25 protein-coding genes are annotated in these 21,227 nt (G+C 25.0%); 2 read left to right on the plus strand and 23 right to left on the minus strand.

The window, feature by feature from the left end:
• Positions 1–5: 5 nt before the first annotated feature.
• Genes E5R92_RS03395 through E5R92_RS03430 form a run of 8 tightly spaced genes read right to left on the minus strand, consistent with a single transcriptional unit; the run spans position 6 to position 7,273 of the window.
• Positions 6–707, minus strand: coding sequence for a class I SAM-dependent methyltransferase (locus tag E5R92_RS03395; RefSeq protein ID WP_168606702.1), 702 nt, complete (start codon positions 705–707; stop codon positions 6–8).
• Between the two features lie 44 nt (positions 708–751).
• Positions 752–1,993 carry a glycosyltransferase family 4 protein gene (locus tag E5R92_RS03400; protein ID WP_168606703.1) on the minus strand — a complete coding sequence of 414 codons (1,242 nt, stop codon included), beginning with the start codon at positions 1,991–1,993 and terminating at the stop codon, positions 752–754.
• A gap of 1 nt (position 1,994) precedes the next feature.
• Entirely contained in the window at positions 1,995–3,134 is a 1,140-nt protein-coding gene (locus E5R92_RS03405) for a glycosyltransferase family protein (RefSeq protein ID WP_168606704.1), read from the minus strand.
• Positions 3,127–4,317 carry an N-acetyl sugar amidotransferase gene (locus E5R92_RS03410; RefSeq protein WP_168606705.1) on the minus strand — a complete coding sequence of 397 codons (1,191 nt, stop codon included), beginning with the start codon at positions 4,315–4,317 and terminating at the stop codon, positions 3,127–3,129. Before E5R92_RS03410 ends, E5R92_RS03405 begins: the two co-directional genes overlap by 8 nt.
• Before the next feature lie 9 nt (positions 4,318–4,326).
• Positions 4,327–5,076, minus strand: coding sequence for a HisA/HisF-related TIM barrel protein (locus E5R92_RS03415; RefSeq protein WP_168606706.1), 750 nt, complete (start codon positions 5,074–5,076; stop codon positions 4,327–4,329).
• Entirely contained in the window at positions 5,076–5,708 is a 633-nt protein-coding gene (gene hisH / locus E5R92_RS03420; RefSeq protein WP_168606707.1) for an imidazole glycerol phosphate synthase subunit HisH, read from the minus strand. The genes E5R92_RS03415 and hisH overlap by 1 nt, the downstream gene beginning before the upstream one ends.
• On the minus strand, positions 5,701–6,828 hold the full coding sequence (locus E5R92_RS03425) for a DegT/DnrJ/EryC1/StrS family aminotransferase (RefSeq protein WP_168606708.1): 1,128 nt from the start codon (positions 6,826–6,828) through the stop codon (positions 5,701–5,703). The genes hisH and E5R92_RS03425 overlap by 8 nt, the downstream gene beginning before the upstream one ends.
• Positions 6,803–7,273 carry an acyltransferase gene (locus tag E5R92_RS03430; protein WP_168606709.1) on the minus strand — a complete coding sequence of 157 codons (471 nt, stop codon included), beginning with the start codon at positions 7,271–7,273 and terminating at the stop codon, positions 6,803–6,805. Before E5R92_RS03430 ends, E5R92_RS03425 begins: the two co-directional genes overlap by 26 nt.
• Positions 7,274–7,342: 69 nt before the next feature.
• Between E5R92_RS03430 and E5R92_RS03435 the strand changes: the two genes are divergently transcribed.
• Positions 7,343–7,711 (plus strand): phosphoheptose isomerase, encoded by a 369-nt coding sequence (locus E5R92_RS03435; protein WP_168606710.1) that lies wholly within the window; start codon positions 7,343–7,345, stop codon positions 7,709–7,711.
• Here E5R92_RS03435 and E5R92_RS03440 read toward each other — a convergent pair.
• The 4 genes from E5R92_RS03440 to E5R92_RS03455 form a co-directional block, all read right to left on the minus strand.
• Positions 7,678–7,863, minus strand: coding sequence for a hypothetical protein (locus E5R92_RS03440; protein ID WP_168606711.1), 186 nt, complete (start codon positions 7,861–7,863; stop codon positions 7,678–7,680). The genes E5R92_RS03435 and E5R92_RS03440 overlap by 34 nt on opposite strands.
• 131 nt (positions 7,864–7,994) lie before the next feature.
• Positions 7,995–8,627 carry a hypothetical protein gene (locus tag E5R92_RS03445; protein ID WP_168606712.1) on the minus strand — a complete coding sequence of 211 codons (633 nt, stop codon included), beginning with the start codon at positions 8,625–8,627 and terminating at the stop codon, positions 7,995–7,997.
• 7 nt (positions 8,628–8,634) lie between these two features.
• Positions 8,635–9,672 carry a Gfo/Idh/MocA family protein gene (locus E5R92_RS03450; protein ID WP_229704565.1) on the minus strand — a complete coding sequence of 346 codons (1,038 nt, stop codon included), beginning with the start codon at positions 9,670–9,672 and terminating at the stop codon, positions 8,635–8,637.
• Positions 9,656–10,618, minus strand: a complete 963-nt coding sequence (locus E5R92_RS03455; RefSeq protein ID WP_168606713.1) for a hypothetical protein — start codon at positions 10,616–10,618, stop codon at positions 9,656–9,658. Before E5R92_RS03455 ends, E5R92_RS03450 begins: the two co-directional genes overlap by 17 nt.
• Before the next feature lie 90 nt (positions 10,619–10,708).
• Here E5R92_RS03455 and E5R92_RS03460 point away from each other — a divergent pair, with 90 nt between their 5' ends.
• The gene (locus E5R92_RS03460) at positions 10,709–11,653 is read left to right on the plus strand and encodes an NAD-dependent epimerase/dehydratase family protein (RefSeq protein WP_168606714.1); all 945 of its coding nucleotides are present in this window, start codon (positions 10,709–10,711) and stop codon (positions 11,651–11,653) included.
• Positions 11,654–11,800: 147 nt separating this feature from the next.
• Here E5R92_RS03460 and E5R92_RS03465 read toward each other — a convergent pair whose 3' ends face one another.
• The 11 genes from E5R92_RS03465 to E5R92_RS03515 all read right to left on the minus strand — a co-directional run bounded on the left by E5R92_RS03465 (position 11,801) and on the right by E5R92_RS03515 (position 21,227).
• Positions 11,801–13,330: an ATP-binding cassette domain-containing protein gene (locus tag E5R92_RS03465; protein WP_168606715.1), complete on the minus strand. Its 1,530-nt coding sequence runs from the start codon at positions 13,328–13,330 to the stop codon at positions 11,801–11,803.
• Between the two features lie 359 nt (positions 13,331–13,689).
• A complete protein-coding gene (locus E5R92_RS03470) occupies positions 13,690–14,634 on the minus strand; it encodes a TIGR04372 family glycosyltransferase (RefSeq protein ID WP_168606716.1) in 945 nt (314 codons plus the stop codon).
• Complete coding sequence (locus tag E5R92_RS03475; RefSeq protein WP_168606717.1) at positions 14,618–15,022, minus strand: hypothetical protein; 405 nt, start codon at positions 15,020–15,022, stop codon at positions 14,618–14,620. Before E5R92_RS03475 ends, E5R92_RS03470 begins: the two co-directional genes overlap by 17 nt.
• 193 nt (positions 15,023–15,215) lie before the next feature.
• Positions 15,216–15,491, minus strand: coding sequence for a Rossmann-fold NAD(P)-binding domain-containing protein (locus E5R92_RS03480; protein ID WP_168606718.1), 276 nt, complete (start codon positions 15,489–15,491; stop codon positions 15,216–15,218).
• Positions 15,492–16,577 carry an alpha-ketoacid dehydrogenase subunit beta gene (locus E5R92_RS03485; RefSeq protein WP_168606719.1) on the minus strand — a complete coding sequence of 362 codons (1,086 nt, stop codon included), beginning with the start codon at positions 16,575–16,577 and terminating at the stop codon, positions 15,492–15,494.
• Positions 16,578–16,579: 2 nt separating this feature from the next.
• Complete coding sequence (locus E5R92_RS03490; RefSeq protein ID WP_168606720.1) at positions 16,580–17,542, minus strand: thiamine pyrophosphate-dependent dehydrogenase E1 component subunit alpha; 963 nt, start codon at positions 17,540–17,542, stop codon at positions 16,580–16,582.
• The gene (locus E5R92_RS03495; RefSeq protein ID WP_168606721.1) at positions 17,539–18,189 is read right to left on the minus strand and encodes a class I SAM-dependent methyltransferase; all 651 of its coding nucleotides are present in this window, start codon (positions 18,187–18,189) and stop codon (positions 17,539–17,541) included. Before E5R92_RS03495 ends, E5R92_RS03490 begins: the two co-directional genes overlap by 4 nt.
• The gene (locus E5R92_RS03500) at positions 18,190–19,293 is read right to left on the minus strand and encodes a DegT/DnrJ/EryC1/StrS family aminotransferase (protein WP_168606722.1); all 1,104 of its coding nucleotides are present in this window, start codon (positions 19,291–19,293) and stop codon (positions 18,190–18,192) included.
• Positions 19,277–19,516: a DegT/DnrJ/EryC1/StrS family aminotransferase gene (locus tag E5R92_RS07540; RefSeq protein ID WP_168606723.1), complete on the minus strand. Its 240-nt coding sequence runs from the start codon at positions 19,514–19,516 to the stop codon at positions 19,277–19,279. Before E5R92_RS07540 ends, E5R92_RS03500 begins: the two co-directional genes overlap by 17 nt.
• 44 nt (positions 19,517–19,560) lie before the next feature.
• Positions 19,561–20,394, minus strand: a complete 834-nt coding sequence (locus E5R92_RS03510) for a DegT/DnrJ/EryC1/StrS family aminotransferase (RefSeq protein ID WP_168606724.1) — start codon at positions 20,392–20,394, stop codon at positions 19,561–19,563.
• Positions 20,391–21,227 (minus strand): NAD-dependent epimerase/dehydratase family protein, encoded by an 837-nt coding sequence (locus tag E5R92_RS03515; protein ID WP_168606725.1) that lies wholly within the window; start codon positions 21,225–21,227, stop codon positions 20,391–20,393. The genes E5R92_RS03510 and E5R92_RS03515 overlap by 4 nt, the downstream gene beginning before the upstream one ends.

The following is a 21,227-nucleotide window of genomic DNA, read 5'->3' on the forward strand; positions in this document are numbered from 1 at the left end:
GAGTCCTATTTTTTTCTTGCAACTAGACAAATTGAATACATGTTGTATTTTAAAAGTTTGGTAATTACGTCATCCAACAAAATTTGAAATAGCCTTAGAGGTAATATAGAAAAAATTGCGATGTACTTATTGATTTTAAATATTTTTCTATAAAGATAAGTTATTTTTTGACTAACATAACCACTACAATAATGAAATTGTATATCATAAAAATCTTCCTTAAATAATGAACTTAACATTTGCTGATCATATCCCAATCTTACATGACCTCCATCTTCAGTTTCTGATATAATTAAATCATCTTTAGTTATAGGGGTAAAAAACTTATTAGGAGTTGTTAAGATTATATATCCATCTTTTCTAATAATTTTAGTACATTGTTCAACAAATCTTTTATCATCCATAATGTGTTCTATGCACTCAAGAGTAATTAAACAATCATATTTTGCATTTGCATTGATCAGTTCATCTAGGTTATTTTTAAATTTATTTTCATCTATATTTAGTACTCTGGCTCTTTTCTTGGCTTTATCCAATTTTTCGTTATCTACATCAACTCCATGACAATTAAAATTTAATTTATTGATACCTAGTGTAAATTGCCCAGCACCACACCCAACATCTACAAAATTAATAGAATTATCAAATTTTTTTATTGTATTTTTTAACCAAACCCATCTATCCCATACAAGTGTATCACCGGTCAAAAATAAAACTCGATAACTCAATAACTTTAAGAAAAAATTAAACATTAATATTTATCCATTACTCTTTCTAATTTATCTTCATAGTTTTGAACAGAAAATAGATTTCTTGAATTTTTATTTATTATACTCATTTTATTAAAAAAAGAGTTATCCGCATGGATTTTTTTAAATTGGGATATCATTTTTTTTGTATTTAAATCAATTACAATCTTGTTGGTTTCTTTTGGAATATCAAAACCACAATTTTTAGTAAAAATTAGGAATAAATTACTCTTATAAGCTTCATAAAGAGAAATAGCTGAACCCTCACACAAAGAAGGGAGAAAATATATATCAGAAGAATTATAATATTGATTAATTCTATTATTTGGAGTTTCTCCAACTAGGTTAATATATTTTGAAACTTTTTTAGTTATATCTGGATATAGATTTGACTTTCCAACCCAAGTGAATTCAAATTTATCACTTAGAGCTTTTGCAATCTCATAAACGTGATGCACTCCTTTTCTTAAACATACATCACCTACAGTTAAAACTTTAATTTTTGTACTTATATTTTTTTTTAAAAATTGTTTTTTAAAATTTGACTTATTAATCATTGCATAAGGAATGATACTTATATTGCTGGGCTTAACTAAATAGCTAGATAAAATTTTATCTTTTACAAATTTTGAAGGGGCTATTATATGATCTGCAAGTTGAATTTCTTTTTTTTCTCTTTTTATCATTTCATTAAAATTTTTATTATTATTAACTTTTGGTTCCCAATTTAAATAGCATTTTTCAACTTTATTTATTATATTTTTTTGAAATTTAGCAGGAGCAACTGGTACTTCTAAAATTTTTTTTATATAAGAATTATTTTTTTTTAAATGGACAAATAATTCCAACGAATCATTTCTATAACTGTATAAATGCGTAACATTTTTAAAAATTAATTTATTATTTAATATTTTTTTATTAAAAAATTTTGCACTTTTTAAATGAAATCCATGCAAATCATAATTTTGGTTAAAAAAGGTTTTCCTAATAAAAAAGTCAAGAGCAACTGAAGGAATGGTTAAAATATGCTTAGACTTTATAAAATCACTATATCTCAGAATAATTTTATCAATAACTTTGAAATTAAAAATTTGATTGCACTTATTTAGTAATTTAAATAATTTTTTGTTTAAATAGAAATCAGTTACCATTAATTTTAAATATTTTTTTTTTGCAAAAAAATTAGCTGTTAAGTAATTATTTCTCCTACCAAAGCATATAAAAATAATTTTTTTGTTTTTCATTTTATAATCTATTTAATAAAAAAAATTCATGAAAACTTCTCCACCTTTTTTGTATAGTGTGAGATTTTAGTGTTTTTTTCATTCCTTTTACTGCAATTTGTTCTGCTATCTTTTTGTTTCTTAGAAGAAAATTGATCTTATCAATTGCTTCATCTTTTGAATTGTACATCACGATCTCATCATCTAAAAAAAATTCAGAAAAATTCTTTTTAAAATCAGTAACTAAACAGGACCCCAATCCTGTAGTTTCAAATATTCTCAAGTTAGCCATTTCATTATCTGTAGTAACATCGATGTGATTATTCAATGTTATTGTATGGTCTCTAATTAATTGATACATCTCAAGTCCAAAAAGACCCTTGGAACTTTTTTTTAGTATTTTTCTAATTTTGTTAATTTTATAAAACGATTTTAAACCTTGATAAATTTTTTTTAATTCAAATAATTTTTTTATATCTGGACTTTTAAAGTTTTTATCCATATCTCCAATCCAAATTTTTAGGTTTGTATGTTGAATAGCTTTATATAGAAGATCTACCCTTTTTGAATGATTTATGTTTCTTATGTTTCCAATAAAAATTGGATTATTATTTTTTACATTATTTTTTATGTTGCTAATAATTCTTTCATCAAAACCATGAGGCATATAATAAGTTTTCTTATTGTAGCTAGAGTAGTAATCACATGTACTTTTAAGACAAGAAATTATTAAGTCTGAATATTTTAAAATATTATTGTTGTGAGATTTTATGCCATCGTAAGAAATTAATTTTATTTTATATAGAGAAAATAATTCATAAAATTTATTTTCTAAACTAGGATTATTTAAAAAAATATATTCTGGTCTATAGTAATCAAGTTGCATTTTTAATATTTCTATTTGCCACTCCCCAATATCAATTTTTTTATTACTGTTTTCATCGATCCATTTTTTTTGCATAAAAATATCATTAACAATTATTTCTTTTACATTAATATTTTTTTTTTCAAAAATATCTTTAAATGAGTCAGACCAACCAAATCTATCATTAAAGATTAAATTCTGATGATTTTCATAACTTAATTCTGTTGTATTATTTAAATTATAAAAATAATTTAAATAATCTGCATAGTAAAAAGATAATTTTATAATTTTAACCATTAAATATTTTTTTAATTTTCTTTAATATTTTGAAAAATTTATGTGAGTTTGGATATTGAAAAAAAAATTTTTCATCTGTTAGGCATATTTTACGGAAATCAGACTCATATAAATTTAATTTTTTTAAAAAAAAATAATAGTCCTGCACAAGTAAAGATTCATCACAGATATCTTTTTTTAATTCAATTAGTGCTTCACTCCTAGATATTTGTTTTGACCATATTAAGTTAGACAAATGTAAAGTTCTTTTATCAAGTCCAAATTTTACTGGTAATATAAATGACTGATGAAACCTTGTGATTATAGATTCAAAATGTTTAGATGGATATCTTTTCCAGTTAGTTAAATTTTCAAGATATTCTATTGCTGATGATTTTTTGTAATTAGTATAATCAAGAATATTTATCATCTTGATTTTTTTTATTTTTTGAAAATAAGCCTTTTTAAAATAAGAAAGTTGCGGAAATGTTGTTAATGGATCTTTGTAAAATTTTTTATAAACAGATTTTAAGTGATATAAGTCACCGTATGAATAACCAAATGCAAATGTCTTCTCATCTTCTTCAAGTTCTACAAACGTTTCTGTTTCAAAATTTATTCCTGTTAATATATTTGAAATTTTTTTTTCGTTAGCTACATTGTATAATAATGAAAAAATGCCATGATCACTTGGTGATTCGAAATTAACAAGATTTGCTTTTAAAAAACTTAGTTGTAATTTTTTAAATTCTTCCCAATCTACTACATGGGTATATAAATCATATTTTGTAAACTCTTGAATAGCTTTGATATTTCTTATTGATTCATTAGAGTTCCAACCATTATCAAAATGAACTAATAGGATGTTTAGTCCCCATTCCTTGCACTTTAATGTTAGAAAAGAGCTATCTACTCCACCACTAACACCTAAAATCGCATCATACTTTTTTTTACTTTTTTTTAAATTATTTATTTGATTTTGAATATTGCTTTTTTTATTATAAATCTTTTTTTCATCTATAATTATTTCATATTTATTGCAATATTCACATATTCCATTTTTATCAAATCTTAAATTGTTAATTGAATTGTCCATTACACATTTTGCACATTGTTTAAAATAGGTGCTCTTATATTTTTGATGTAAACTTATTCTCACAGTTTTTACTGGGTCAATTTCAAAAAATATCTTATTTATTTTCATAATAAATATTTAAAATCTATTAATTTCATTTTTTGAGGGATAATTGATTAACACCCCTTTGTTTTCACTTAAAAAAATAAAAATGGATGAAGCAGCTATACCATTAATCTTTTTGAAATTTGCTTTTTTAATGTCCTCAAGATCTTTGCATCCACCTGACAATATAATTGGTATAGTTATATTTTTTGATATTTCCTCATAAATATCAAAATCTAATCCAGAAAAAGATCCATCTTTATCTCTAGATTGCAATAAAATTTCACCAACACCCAAACTTTCACAATATTTACACACATCTTCTAGAGTAAAACGAGCAAAATTTTCTGGTATATCATCGTATAAAAATACTTTTTTTGTAGCCGAAATATACTCAATGCAAGCAACAATTGATTGTGATCCAGTTTTACTAACTAAAGATTTAACTAATTCTGGATTAATAAATAAATTCTTATTAAATAAAATTTTTTCAAACCCACATTTAAATATTTCTATAGCATCATCTAAGGTTTTAATACCGCCACCATAAGTTAAGGGGCAAAAACATTCTGAAGTAATTTTTTTCAAAAAATTAAAATCAAGATTATTTTTATCTTTATATTTATCAATATCCAATATTACAATTTCTTGCGCTTCTTGATCGTTAAAAATCTTTAAAGTATTTATTGGATCTCCTATGTAACGTTTGCGATCAAATTTATACGACTTAACAATTCCTTTATTCGATAACAATAGTGTTGCAATGATTCTTGTCTTAACCATTATAGGTCTAGAAAATTTTTCATTAGATGCATTCCATTTTTATGACTTTTTTCAGTATGGAATTGAGTACCATAAATATTATTTTCACTAATTATAGTTGCATAATCGTGGCCATGATTAGAACGCCCAATTATAATATTTGGATCTTTTGGCAAACAAAAATATGAATGCACAAAATAAAATGAAGTTTCATCGTCAATATTATTTATTATTTTATTATTTTTGATAAAATTGACTTTTTTCCACCCCATTGCAGGAATCTTAATATTTTTATCATTTTGCAATTTTTTTAAACTTAAAACTTCTCCTTCTAAAAGACTTAAACCATCCTCTTTTCCTTCTTCACTTTTTGAAAAAAGAACTTGCATTCCAACACAAAATCCAAATAAATAATATTTTTTTTTAAAATCTATAGCTCTAAAAAAATCAAACCAGCCTAATCTTTTTAAATTTAAAATAGCATTGTCAAAATTGCCAACCCCTGGTAAAATAAACTTTTTTTCTGTACTAATTTCTGAAGTATCCTTTAAAATTTTAGCATTTCTTCCCAGTCTATTTACCATGCTAATAACTGAAAAACTATTGGACATACCGTAGTCAACAATGCCAATTTTTTCATTACGATCAATCATTTTGATAAAATTTAAATATCATCGAAGCAGTTTTTTTCATTTCAAAATATGAAATATTAGGATGAAATGGAATTGATATTATTTGTTTTTTTAGTTTATTTACATTTTTAAAATTATGACTTTTATGATTTAATGATTTATTTACTGGTATAAATGGAATGGGTTTGGGGTAATGAACAAGATTCTCTATTCCAGATTTTTTCAGGTGTTGCCGTAATTCGTTTCTATTTTTCACTAACAAAACAAACAGATGATAGACGTGGTCTTGATCTATATTAGTTTCTTCTAAAATAGTAACATTCTTAATTTTTTTGAATAGATTAATGTAAAATTTTGCTTTTGTGCGTCTTATTTTATTTCCTTTTTTTAAGAGTTTAAGTTTCTCTAATAGTATAGACGCTTGAATTGTATCCATTCTACTATTTATACCCTTAATAAAATGTTGGTTTTTTTTTAGCCCACCATGATTACATATCATTTTAATTTTTTTATATATCTTAAAATCCCTTGTAATAATTGCTCCAGCATCACCAAAAGCACCTAGATTTTTAGTTGGAAAAAAAGAAAAGCACCCAATATCACCTATTGTTCCTACATATTTTTTTTTATAATTAGCTAAATGCGCTTGTGCACAGTCCTCTATGATCTTAATGTTATATTTTTTTACAATATTAATTATTTTAGACAAATCTACTACTTGCCCATAAATATGAACAATTATTATTGCTTTAGTTTTATGGGTAATTGACTCTTCAATCTTATTTTCATCTATTAAAAAACTATTTTTTTTTGTATCTATAAACACTGGTTTTGCCCCACATGCTAGAACTGCCTCAGAAGAAGAAATCCAGTCATGTGCTGATAAAATTACTTCATCGCCAATTGACACGTTTAGAGCTTTTAGAGACACATACAATGCATCAGTTCCATTGGCACATGATTGACAATATTTAATCTTATTTATGTTTGCGAAAGCTTTTTCAAATTTTTTAACATGCTTCCCGTTTATGAAATCCGAATTATCTATTATTTCAGCTATATCTTTTAATATTTTTTTTTTAAAGGGTTTATTAATTTTGTATAAATCTACAAACTTAACTTTTTTTTGCTGGGACACCATAATATACACCTTTTAAATTAATATCTTTAGCAACTAGAGATGCGGCTCCTATAGTTACATTTTTGCAAATATTTACTGGTAAAATTGTTGAATTTGATCCAATATTTACATTTTCACCAATTACAGTATCTTCAAGCTTATTATTCTTTTGGCTCGCTCGAAGGCCATTTTTAAATCTATCATTAACAAACATGACACCATGTCCTATAAAAACATTATCTTCAATTAATGTATTTTCACAAATAAATGTATGCGATTGTATCTTGGAGTTTTTTCCAATTTTTACATTTTTTTGAATTTCAACAAAAGGCCCAATAAAGACATTATCACCAATAGTACAATCGTATAAATTTACAGGTGAAATTATTTTTACATTTTTACCAAATTTTACATTTTTAATTGAATTTTCTATTAAATTGAATTTTTTTTTTTTATTAACTGGCATTTAAAAATATAGATTATAATTTAATTAGATCTATTATAACAGTTTTAGTTAAACAACCAATTAATTTAGATGAAAAAAAAAACAATCTGTTTTGATTTAGATGGCGTCATAGGCACTAATACTTGGGGTAAGTATAAAAGTGCAAAACCAATAAAAAAAAATATTAAATACATCAACTCTCTACACAAAAATTTTAAAATTATCATATTCACAAGCAGATTTATGGGTAGGAATAAAGACAATGTTAAAAAAGCTGAAAAAGAAGGTTATAAATTTACTTTAAATCAATTAGCAGAATGGAATGTTAAATTTGACAAATTGATATTAGGTAAACCAAGTTATGATGTAATTGTAGATGATAAAGCTTTATTTTTTAAAAAAAATTGGATCAATCACTTAAAAAATCATATTTTAAGACTTGATAATTCATCCTCGTAAGTAATGGCTTTAATATCAGGATAATTTTCAAGTGCTTTAAGATTATCAATATTTAATTTGTTAACCTCTATATACTTCTTATAATTATTATTTTTTAAAGCAGATAGAGATCCATCATTATTCGAAACTATAATTTTTTTATTATAAAACATATATTCATATAATTTTAATGAAGCTGCATATTTTTGATTTATTGAATCATTATGATAAAAACACGCACATGCAGATGCCTTATTAATATAACTAAAAACCTTATCTTTATTAATATTTCCCTTGTTAATAATTATATCTGAATATTTATAAATAATTTTTTATCATTTATTTTGGCTGTAATAATTAATATATAATTCTCTTTTTTACAAAATATACAAAGTTTCTCAAAATCTATCTCATTATCAATACTGCCAGCAATAAAAAAAAAGTTTTTTTCTTTTATTTCCTCTAATGAAAAATTATCATTTTTATATACTCTGTTATTGAGAAATAATACTTCTTGGTCAGTATATATCTTTTCAATATATTTTTTTCTAAGTTCTGAGCAGACAATAATTTTTTTTGAATATAATTTGATAAAAGTTCTTAAAATTATACATTTTATTAAACCTCCTAAAAATGTTTTAAAAGTGTTAAATTTACTAAAAAATGAGTAGCTACTAAGATCAATATAATAAACTTCAAAAGAATAAACTATTAATTCTTTTTTTTTTCCAAGTATTAAAATCAAAAATAATTTAAATAAATTATAGACTGAAATATAATCATCAATTAAAATTTTTTTTTTACTTAAAAATAATTTTAAATCATAAAAACTTAAATCATTTATTGACTCAAATTGAAGTTTTTCACTTAATAGCAAAGTTCGTCTTGTTAATCCATTTACATTTGAAATAAAACTAACATTATCACTTTTTATCATTTCAAGATTATAGGTAAATCGTCTTGCCACCTAAAATAGCTGATTTATTTATAGCTTCAATTACTTTGACAGTATGAATTGCATTTTGTGGATGTAAAACTTTCTTTGTATTGAGAGAATTTAATACACTTTCATAGAAACCTAAATGACCAAATCCATAAACTGACTTTGGCATTGTTGAGTGTTTAAAGATACTTTCATCAGACTTAATCATTTTAGAAAATTGCCAAGTATCAACAAGATTCATTGAAAAACCTCCTATTTGAACACTTCCTTTTGAACCTAATATGGAAATTGATCCCTCAAGATCTTTTGGTCTTGTCGCCGTAGTAGCTTCTAAAACCCCTAATGCTCCACTTTTAAATTTTAGATTTGCTATGACTGTATCAAAGCTCTCAATTTTTGCTAATGCTCTTTTACCTAGGGCGCTAACACTCTTAATTTCCCCTATAAGCCAAATTAGCATATCTACGTGATGGCTTGCTTGATTTCCAATTACGCCACCATCTAAATCATGTTTTCCTCTCCATTTGGCTAAATTATAATATTTTTCATCTCTACTCCACCTAACTCTGGCTGTTCCTAAAAATATTTTACCGAAACGGCCTTGATTAATTGCTTCTTTAAGTTTTTTAATTGAGGGGTTAAATCTATTTTGTTTTACAACGAAAACTTTATTACCATTTTTTTTTGCAGTATTGTAAATTTTTAAAGCATCTTTTGACTTTAAGGATAAAGGTTTTTCAATAACAAAATATTTTACATGTTTTGTTAATTCTAAAAAATGCTTTGAATGATTACCACTTTCTGTCAGAATTGAAATCATATCTAAATCTTCTTCCTGTGCCATTTTAATCATATTCTCATAAAAATTGATTTTATATTTTTTAGAGATAATCTTAGCTTTTGCTATTTTTTTATCGCAAATGGCTTTTATATTAATTTTGTTCTTCAATGAAGACGAATAAATAGCTCCTATATGCTTAGAAGATATTCTTCCACACCCAACAATACCTAAGTTTAGTTTTTTATTTATATGTTTCAAAAAATTTATGATTCAATATTTTATTTAATCTTAAATACTTATGCAATACCCGATTATGAAAAAATATATACATAATTCCTAAAAGACTTACTTTTTTATTAAAAGTAATACTAAAAAAAAGATATAAGTAGTTTATTATAAGGTTTTTATATTTAAATAATGGCTTGTATGTAACCAGTCCAGAGTCATTGGGATTAAAACTTTTATCCTCTTCTAAATAGTTTAATCGCTGAACATTTCTTGAGCGTCCAAATTGTTTTTTATCTTCTAAAGATTTATTTTCATCATTCTTGTCAAAATCCTCCTCTATGTACATACCTATTTGAATATATTTTCCTTTATAAAACCCACGTTCACCAGGAATTTTTTTAACATTTTTTTCACAATCCATCCTTACATGTTCACTATAAACGATTAAATCTTTTCTAATAAACGGATAAACATGCCTTCTTAAAAAATCAATGTCCCATACATATAGGCTTTTTTTTTTCTTTATATAATTTTCTCTCCATTTATGCCATTTGTCCTCAATTGCTATCTTGGGTTTTTTACCCCCATACAAGCCACCAAGCATTACGTTGTAAGAACCTGGATTCTCTCTACACACGTGGTATTTAAATTCATTTGAAAGCCAATCATCTAAAAGATTTTTATCTCTTTCAAATAGTCTTGTGTCGCAATCTCTCACAGCAACTACCTCGTGGCCCTCTTCCATGGGTAACATTCTCCACATAAGACCCTCGAAAGGATATTTTTCATCTTTTACTATTAATTCAACATTTTTATGTTTTGACACTTCATCTATAAATACTTTTTCTATTTTGTTTGATATATAAACTCTAACTGTCCAATCACTAAACAGGTTTTTTGCAATTTCAATATTTTTTATCAAACCCTTTCTGTACCATTGTTCTTCTCCAAAAATAGAATAGCTAATTATTTTCATTATAAGAATTTGATTACAAAATTAGATTATTAGATGTGTTTATATTTATATATAAATAGATATACATCATATAAAAATAAAATAAAATATATGAAAATACTTGTTGTTGGTGGAGCGGGGTATGTTGGTGGATCTGTTACAGATATATTACTTGAAAAAAATTATGATTTTACTGTTTATGATAAATTGCTTTATGAGACTGAATATCTAAAAAATTGTGATTTTATCTATGGAGATGTAAGAGATTATGAAAAAATAAATAAAGTATTAAAAAATTATGATTGTGTAATTTGGATAGCAGCATTAGTTGGGGATGGAGCTTGTTCAATAAATCCAGAAATTACTAATGATATAAATTTTAAAGCAGTAAAAAACTTATCTAAAAACTTTGATGGAAGAATTATTTTTTTTTCTACATGCTCTGTGTATGGAAAACAAACTGGAATATTAGATGAAAATTCAAATCTTAACCCTCTATCAGCATATGCAGAAACAAAATTAAAAGCTGAAAACGTTCTTACAAATAAAAATGCAATTATCTTTAGATTGGGAACTTTATTTGGGTTATCTGACTTGCACTCAAGAATTAGAATGGATCTTGTGATAAATACGTTAACTGCTCGAGCATTTTTAGATAATAAAATTAACATTTTTGGTGGTGAACAATATAGACCTTTATTGCACGTAAAAGACTCTGCAAGGGCAATAGTAGACTCTATAACAAAAAAAGAGGTGGGTGTATTTAATTTGGCATTTGAAAATTATAAAATAATTGATATTGCATATTTAGTTCGGGAGCACTTTCCAAACTTAGAAATTAATATAACAGAAATACCTTTTCAAGATAATAGAACTTATATGGTAAATAAAGATAAGTCTTTAAAATATTTAAATTTTGAGGCTAAGATAACACCCCAAGATGGAGTTGAAGAAGTAAAAAAACTTTTAATCAATAAAAGAATTAAAGATTTTAACGATCTAAGATATCACAATCAAAAATACTTAGAATATTTTAAAAATAAAATTGAGTTGTAATTTACAAAATTAATATTTAATTTCTAAAGAGTTTTAAATTTTCTTTGTATCAATCTTTCAATAAGTTTTTGGTAGTTTCAATATTTTTTATCAAACCCTTTCTGTAACATTGTTCTTCCCAAAAAATAGAATAGCTAATTATTTTCACTATAAGAGTTTAATTTTTTTTTCTTTTATTTCAAAAATCTTATTGCATTCACTCAGTACACTTTTTCTATGTGATACGAGCAGTATTGTTTTATATTTACTTAATTCATTGATTGAATAAATGATTTTCTTTTCTGTCTCAATATCTAATGAGCTTGTTGGCTCATCCATTATTATAATATCTGGATTATTATATAGTGCTCTTGCTATCGATATTCTTTGCTTTTGACCACCAGAAAGCTGAACACCTTTTTCTCCAATAACTGCGTCTAAATTTTTTTTGTTGACATTAAATTGAGCAATTTCAAGACATTCTTGCACTCTCTCTATATTAATTAAGCTTTCATCAATTCCAAAAGCAATATTCTTAACTAAAGTATCATCTATTAAATACGGTTCTTGAGGAACAAAAGATATTTTTTTTCTCCATTTGACTAGATCTTTCTGTCTTAATTCTTGACCATCTACAAGATACTTTCCTGTATAAGAGTTTAGAAGTGTCAAAATAATATTTAAAAAGGTTGTTTTTCCCGAACCAGACTCACCAACTACTCCTATAAAATCATTTTTAACTATTTTAATAGAAACATCCTTTAAAACATGATCTTTATTATCATCATATTTAAAACTTACATTTTTTAGTTCAATTTCTTTTTCAAATTTTATTTGATCAACCTGATCATCCTCTTCGTTAATCTTATTTGATTTGATTATTTCTGTGTTTTCTTTATTTAATTCATTGTAAATTAAGTTAACAACAGTAGATCCATATCTTAGGCCTGTAATAGAATTCAATGATCTATTGACAGAGGGTAGTATTTTGAAAGATACAGCAACATATACTCCTAGCTGGATAATCAATTCATTTATATTTGAACTTGATAAAACGATGACTATTACAGCTACAACTAATAAAATTAAAACTAAATATTCCATGCCAATATTTGGAATTTTGGATAGAAAAAAAGTATTTCTGTCCATATCTGCTGCAATTCTATTGTGAAAGAAAAATTTTTTTTTAAAAAACTTTTCTATTCCATAAAATTTAATTATCTTAAAATTTTCAAAAGCTTGATAAAGGTTTTTTAATTTAAGAGCATCATGATCTTGTCTTTTCTTGCCCCAAATTTTAACCCTACTTTTTATGAGTATGTAATACAGGCTTATTATAATTCCAGTAATTGTTATAAGTATCAATGATAATTGTGGATTAAATACTAGTAGCAAAAATGCAAACCCTATCATTATAGAGCCTTCGGTTATTAATGTTATTATAGCGCTCATTATTGTGCCAGCAAATACCGAAGATTCTTTTAAAACTGTAGATGTTAAGACCGAGCTATTAGATTTTAAATAAAATTCATATTCTTGATTAATGTAAACATTAAATAATTTTTCACTCACATGTTTTTGTATATCCATTATAAATTTTGAACCTAACCATGCTACTAAAATTAAAAAAAAGAATTTAAATGTAAAAATAAACAAAATAAAAATAAAGAAAATAATTCCTACTTGCTTAACTGTCATAGATTTTAAGAAAATTAGTATATTTAAAAATAAGTCTGAGCTTAGACTTTGTTCTAAAGTAAAAATTAGTTTTTCAGGGTCTGATATAAAGTGTAAAGCTGGAATAATTAGCGTTATCCCAAAGACTTCTAGTATCGTCGCTACAAGAATAAGGAGAACCATTTTATATAAAAGAAAAGTTTTTTTTTTCCCTAAAATAAAATGAATATTAGATATAAATTTAAAATAGTCTCTCATTTAATTTTTAAAAAGTTTAAGGTTTTTTGTATACCATCGTTTACAACATAAGGCTCCTTCACCTTCAACGATAAAAGAATATTTTTTAATATTTATTACACTTTTTTTTTTTATATTTTTAATTACCAAATTATAAATTTCATTTTGATTATTATCCACCACGGTATATCCTTTTTTTTTATAATAGAATAATTTTCTGATAAGAGAATATCTCGATCAATTTTATTATAAGGAACAATTTTTTTTAACTTTTTATATTTCTTGTTTATAAACAGGCAATTTTTAAAATATGGAATTCTTCCAGCAGGAAAATTATTTACGTAAAAAAAAAATTTATCAAAAAGCGATGCATAAGCATGTATTCCAGATGTGCTTCCTACAATAAATTCACATTTCTTAAACAGCATAAATTCAATTAATTCAATGTTTTGTATACCTTCATTTTTTATGATATTATTAAAATCAATATATTTTTTATTTTTTAAATAAAAATTTTCGTTATTTTTTCTGCTCATTCTAATTACTGTATAATTAAGTTTTATTAATTTATTAATTAACTTTTTGTAATTTGAAAATTTAAAATTTCGCGGTTCTTTATATTTTTCGTTATAGTAACCATTGTCTCTTCCAAAAATACAAACAAATTTTCCATTTATTTTATTGGTTTTTTTCCAATGTTGAAAAATTTTTTCATATTTTTTTTGAAATATAAATTTTTTTTTATTTCTTAAAAAAGAATCATAAAATCTATATGGAGAACCATATTCAATTCTTGGAAAATCATGATGAATCCACCTTAAATTAGCATAAAAAATAGAAAGGAATTTTAATCTTTTTTGAACTTTGTAAAAAATTTCTATCAAATCACTAATTATTTTATTTTCTAGAAAAATTATTTTTTTATTTTGATAATTTTTTTTTAAAAAATCGTATACAAATCGATTAATAATTTTATCAGGATTTGAAACTATGATTAAATAATTATATTTTTTTTCTGAAAAAAAACGTATTGTGTTCAAAATTAAGTGGCCAATAGTCTCTACTCTTAAACTAGCAAACTTTATCATAATTTTTTAATATTCTTTGAAGAATTGTCTTAGTCTTGTTTATTTTTATTCCTGTTTTTTTTATAAAAATTTTATTGTTAATAATTTTATGACTTTCGGTATTACCTTGAGCTACAACTTTTGATGAACTATTAAAATGTTTAATAATAATTTTTATTATATTTCCAAGTTTTTCAGGCAAGGAGGATGAAATCTCAAATGTTCCTTTAATTTTTTTAATTTTTTTTAACTTTACTAAAATTGAAAATATTTCATATGTGTCAATAAAATTATTAAAACTTTTATTATAATTATAAATTTTTATAACTTCATTGTTTTTAATTGACTTAATAATCTTTGAAAACCAAGGTCTATTGTGATCTATTTTTTTTGTAATTACTCCTGGCAATCTTAAATTTACATAATTTTTATTGCATTTTTGTACTTCAAACTCCCCTTTTTTTTTAGTTTGAGCATATGTATTAATAATTTTATTTTTTTTTTAATACAATTGATAAATTTTAATTCACTGACTCTTATTGTTGAAAGATTGACAAACAAAGACTTTTTTTTTTGTAAATTAAAAATTTTAACAAGCTTTCTTAATGCCAGAATATTTGACTCAAAAAAAAATTTTTTTTTTTTTTTTTAGAAAACTCATGAACTGCTATACAGTTTATATATAAATCGAAATTAATTTTTTTATTTATCAAATATTGAAAAGGATCGTTAGTTCTAATCATTTTAGATTTTGCATCTTTTGATTTACTTATAACTAATTTGTTTCTTTCCAGTCCAACAATATCTGATTTGTTCTTAAAATATTTGAACAAATCTTTTCCAATTTGACCTTTGGATCCTGCTATCAGAATTGACATTTAGAATGGTCCTTTAAACAAAGGATTTGGTATGTCTATTTCTTTAGTTGAAATTTTTTTTATATTTTCTTTAACTTTTTTTTGAATATTCTTATTAACTTTCAATCCTCTCATTATTTTATCACATATAATTTGGGTGTTTGTGTAAACATTTTTTAAATATCCTCTTGAACTTGGTGTTGGATGATCAGGAAAACCCAACCTAATAGGGGATGCTTTTAGATTAGAAAAACATTTTTCAGTAATTTGAGATGCTATCTCTGATCCTATACCTAAAAATTTAAATCCAGTATCAATTGTTAAAAGTCTACCAGTTTGATTGACTGAGGTAATAATTTTTTTTAAATTTAATGGTCTTAAAATTCTTAAATCAAATAGTGCAACATTAATCCCATATTTTTTTAAAATTTTAACAGCTTGCATGCTTTCAATAACTCCATAGGAAGTCGCAACTATTGTAAAATCCTTTCCATTACTAAGAGCTTTTGGACCTTCATTTATATTGTTTACAAAAAATCCTTTATTAACTTTTTCACTTACATAGTGACACCATCTATGTTCAATTATCACAACTGGATTGTTATCTTTAATGGCTCCAATTATTAAACCTTTTGTGTCATTTGGAAAAGTTGGCATTATCACTTTTAACCCAGGTATTGAGCTAAAAATGTTTTCCAAAGATTGAGAGTGAGCTGGACCCTGCCCCCATCCTCTTCCAATAACTAATCTTAGTACAAGGGGAACTTTGTGTTTTCCATTACTTATATAGCTAGCTTTTGCAGCATTATTAAAAATTTGCTCCATTGCAAGCAGTGCAAACTCTACCCTATGAAAATTTAAGACAGGTCTCATTCCATTAATTGCAGCACCTATTGATATGCCCCCAAGTGCCGACTCGGATAACGGCATCTCAATTATTTGATTTTTTTTAAAATGAGACGAAAGATCTTTTGTAGTTCCATAGAAGCTTGATGGATCAGCGACACCCTCTGATATTAACAATATATTCTTAATTCTTTTTTGAGCACAAATAAGGGCATCCCGAATCGCCTCTGAACCTGTCATTAATTTATAGTTATTGTTCATTTTTAATCACAATAAACGTTTAAACTTATATCTTTTTTATTTGGAAAAGGTGATTTTTCCGCAAATTTAAAGGCTTGATTACATATCTTTGTATTTTCTGAGTCTATCTTAGATATTAAATCTTTATAATTTATAAAATTTTTTGTAATAATTTTTTTGCAATAATTTAATGGATCTTTATTTTTCCAATAATTAAATTCTTTTAAAGACCTATATCCTAGTTTTAAATCATCTCCTGGGCCACAATGTTCTTTAAACCTATATGTATCAAGAACGATCATTCCAGGGCCTCCACCATTTTTTATTTTTTTTATTGCTTGCTTGGAAGCATTAAAAACTTTATCAATTTTATTTCCATCACAATAATATGTATCAATATCATAAAGTTTATCAAATTTTTTTATAAAGTTTTTAGGTTGTCTCTCGTTTATATGAGTCATGATAGAATATTGATTGTTTTCACAGACAAAAAGGAGTGGGAGTTTTTTTAATATTGCAAAGTTTAATGTCTCATAAAATATTCCTTCCTCTATTGAACCATCTCCAAAAAAAGCAACTGCTATATTTTTTTTATTTTTCAATTTAATTGCTAATGCATCACCAGCGGCCAATGGGATACTGCTTGAAACAATTGGAACGCTCGCAACCACTCCTGCTGACTCATCAAAAAGATGCATTGACCCTCCACGACCCTGGCAACAGCCAGTTTTTTTTCCATAAATTTCTGCAATCATTTTATTTATATTTCCGCCTTTAGCAATATAGTGAGCATGACACCTATGAGTACTATAAACTCTATCTGAAATATTTAAATTTTCACAAATGCCTACAGCGCTAGCTTCTTGTCCAATTGATAAGTGTACAGGACATCGCATTTTGCCCTCATTATACCTGGAGGATATTTCATTTTCTACAATTCTTATCAAGGATATTTTTTTATAAAAATCTATTATTTTTTTTTTCATTTGAGTATGGTCCAATTCCAATATCCCTTAAAATTACATTTATTAAAAATCTCAATCCATTTTTTTGGATAAAAATGTGTTTTTGCAGTTAAAACCCAATCATTAAATACTTTTTTTTGATAAACATTATTATAACTATCAACTTGTAAATAGCAATTTTTGGTTTTGCATACTCTATTAATTTCTCTAATTGCCTTAATGCAGTCTGCAAGTTTTAAATTGTGAACACAATTAATTGATATAACTACATCAAAAAAATTATCTGGAAATGGTATTTTTTTTGCGTTCCCAAAAAATATTTTATCCTGAATATCTTTGTGACAATTCTGAATAGCATAATTAGAAATTTCAATTCCATAACAGTCTACACCTATATCTTTAAAATCTTTTAATAAGAAACCTTTTGCACACCCAATATCTAAAACTTTATGATTTTTCTTTATTTTAAAAAATTTTTTAAAGTCTCTGGCAACTTTTTTCCATCTGCCATCATAATAATATCCACCATAACCAAATTCTCTTGTACCATCAAAATAATCTTTACCAAATTGTGATGCTACAATAATTGTTTTATTATTTTTTTTTTTTCTAAGTTGAAGTATTTTTTTACTCTTTGGTAAGGATTTTAATAAATTAACTAATGGCATTTATTTCTCATAAAATTTTCTTATTAAATTACTTATATATTGCATGTGTTTCATATCCAAATATTGATGGACTGGAATAGTAATTAATGATTTTGATTGTTTTTCTGCAACGGGGAAATCTTTTTTCTTATAATTAAATTTTTTCGAAGCCTTTTGTAAATGTAATGGAATAGGATAGTGTATTTTAGTTTCTACACCTCTTTTAAGTAAATAACTTCTCAACTCATTTCTTTTGCTAAAATTTGCCATATATAATGCAAAAGTTTCTTTAAAACCTCTCGGTCTAGGTGGAATTTTTACGTTTGGATATAATGCTGATAATTGCTTATCCAAATATTTTGCATTGTTATTTCTTATTTTTATGACTTTTTTTAATTTTTTTAATTGATTTAAAGCAACAACTGCTTGTAATGGTTGTAATCTAAAATTTTCACCCCAAAAACTTATTCTGTCTCTATCTATCATTCCATGATTTCTATATTTTTTTAACCAATTAAAGATTGATTTATTATTTGTACCAACAAATCCACCGTCACCCATCACATTTAAAGATTTAAGAGGATGCATACTAAATGCAGAGATGTCTCCAAAAGAACCAGGTGATTTACCTAGAATATTACCACCAATTCCCATGCACGCATCTTCTATAACTTTTAGATTATATTTTTTTGCTATCTTAGTAATTTTATCCATATCTGGAGATGCTCCACCCCAATGAACTGGCATAATGGCTTTTGTTTTATTGTTTATGGCATTTGAAATTAGATTATAATTCATCTGAAATCTGTCATCACAGTCAATAAAAACAGGTCTTGCACCTAAAGCAACAATTGCCCCTGCAGAAGCATAAAAAGAATTACAAACAGTTATTACCTCATCACCATTTTTAATGCCTATTGATTTTAAGGAAAGTTTTAATGCATCTGTTCCATTATTAGTAGATATTATATATTTTATATTAAGAAACTTTCCAATTTTTTTTTCAAATTCTTCAACTTTATGCCCAAGTGTAAAATCTGTCGTTTTAATTAATTTTTTCCATTCAAAAAAAATATTTTTTGTATTTTCAAATTCTTGAGATAAATAGTTATATCTTATTTTCATATTTTTTATAAAAATTATTAATTTGTTTACAGATATGTTTAATTTCAAAATTTTTTAAATATTGATGATGAGGAAATGCCAAGACCTCTTTAGTCAGTCTTTCTGCAATAGGAAGTGAGCCTTTTTTGTATCCTAATTTTTTAGCAGCTGGATGAAAGTGCAAAGGCGTCCCATAATATATCATGGTTTGAATTTTTTTTTTTTCTAAATATTCACTCAGCAAGTTTCTTTTTTTAACCCTAGTTAAAAATAAAGTATTAGAGTCTATTAGTTTTTTTCATTTTTTAAAAATTTTATAAATCTATTATTTTTTAAGTAAGTCCTATACAAATTAATATTTTTAGTTCTTTTAGATATAACTTCTTTCAATTTTTTTAACCTAATTTTGAGAACCTCTGCATTAATTACATCCAAACGAGAATTCACCCCAAACATAATAACGTGATCTCTTTTTTTTAATCCATGATTTCTGTAAATTTTTATTTTGTTATATAATTTTTTTTTATTTGTAATAATAAAACCAGCATCACCTAAAGCATTTAAGTTTTTTAAAGGATGACACGAAAATGCTGCTATATCACTGTAACTTCCAGCATGTTTTAATTTATAATATGAGCCCATTGCTTGGGCTGCATCTTCTATAATTTTTAAATTATGTTTTTTTGAGATTTTATTAATTTTTTCCATATTACACATACGGCCAGCCCAATGTACAGGCATAATGGCTTTTGTTTTTTTTGTTATCTTGGACTCAATTAAATCTTCATCAATATTAAAATCTTCTTTTACATCAACAAAAACTGGTTTAGCGCCTACATGGATTATTGCCCCTAAAGTAGCTATAAAAGAAATGGGGCTAGTTATTACTTCATCTCCTTTTCCTATTCCAAGTGACCATAATGAAATCATTAGTGCGTCAGTTCCAGAATTTAATCCAAGACAAAATTTATGCTTGGTATATTTGGCTATACTTTTTTCAAATTCATCTAATTCTTTAGTTAATACCAAGTTTCCTTTTGATAAAGTTTTATCAATTGCTTTTAATATAAGTTTTCTTTCATCTTTATATCTTGGTACCAGGTCTACTAAACTTATATTCATTTCATTATACCCCTGCCATCTATCCACTCTATGACTTCTGTAAAATTAAAACTATTCATTATTTTTTTTACTTTTTTATTAGAAAATATTCTAATACCCCTATGTGGCATAGGTCCATTTCTTTTATTAAAATTTAATCCTACTTTATAAGTTTTACATATCTTTTTTGCTATTGTGTAAAAGCTTTTTTCTTTTCCAGAAACTAAATTAACTATTCCTATTATTTTTTTTTTCAAAATTAACTTTAAGATTTTTCCAATATCATTTACAAATATATGATCTCTTAATTCCTCACCTTTTCCAAACAAATTCAAATCATTTTTTTTTTGTGCTAATCTTAAAAAGCTATTTGGTCCATATGAATTATGAGGGTCTTCATCTCCATAAACGAGGGTAGATCTAATAAAGCATTTTTTGCATGATAGTTGAGATAAAATTTTTTCTCTCATTAAGTGCATAAACCCATGTAAATTACTTGGTGTAGTTTCTGAATTTTCATTTATTCTTTTTAAGGAGTCTTTGTAAACTGCGTCTGAACCAATATTAATAAAATATCTAATCTTTAAATCTTTTAAACTTTCATAAATATTAATACAAATATCTAAATTTTTGTTAAGCATGTCAAAATTTTTAACAGGTGCTATAGCTGCAGCAAAAACAATAATGTCATTTTTTTTTATAATTTTTTTAACTTTTATTTTAGTATTACTTTTTAAAAAATTTATTTTTTTTCTGTTAATCTTAATAACATTATAATCTTTTTCAATTTCTTTTAAAAAATTAGAAATAACAAAACTATTAGAACCTAATATTACCACTCTTTGTTTATTCAT

The organism is Candidatus Pelagibacter giovannonii (genome assembly GCF_012276695.1).
In the GTDB taxonomy this organism is placed as follows: domain Bacteria; phylum Pseudomonadota; class Alphaproteobacteria; order Pelagibacterales; family Pelagibacteraceae; genus Pelagibacter; species Pelagibacter giovannonii.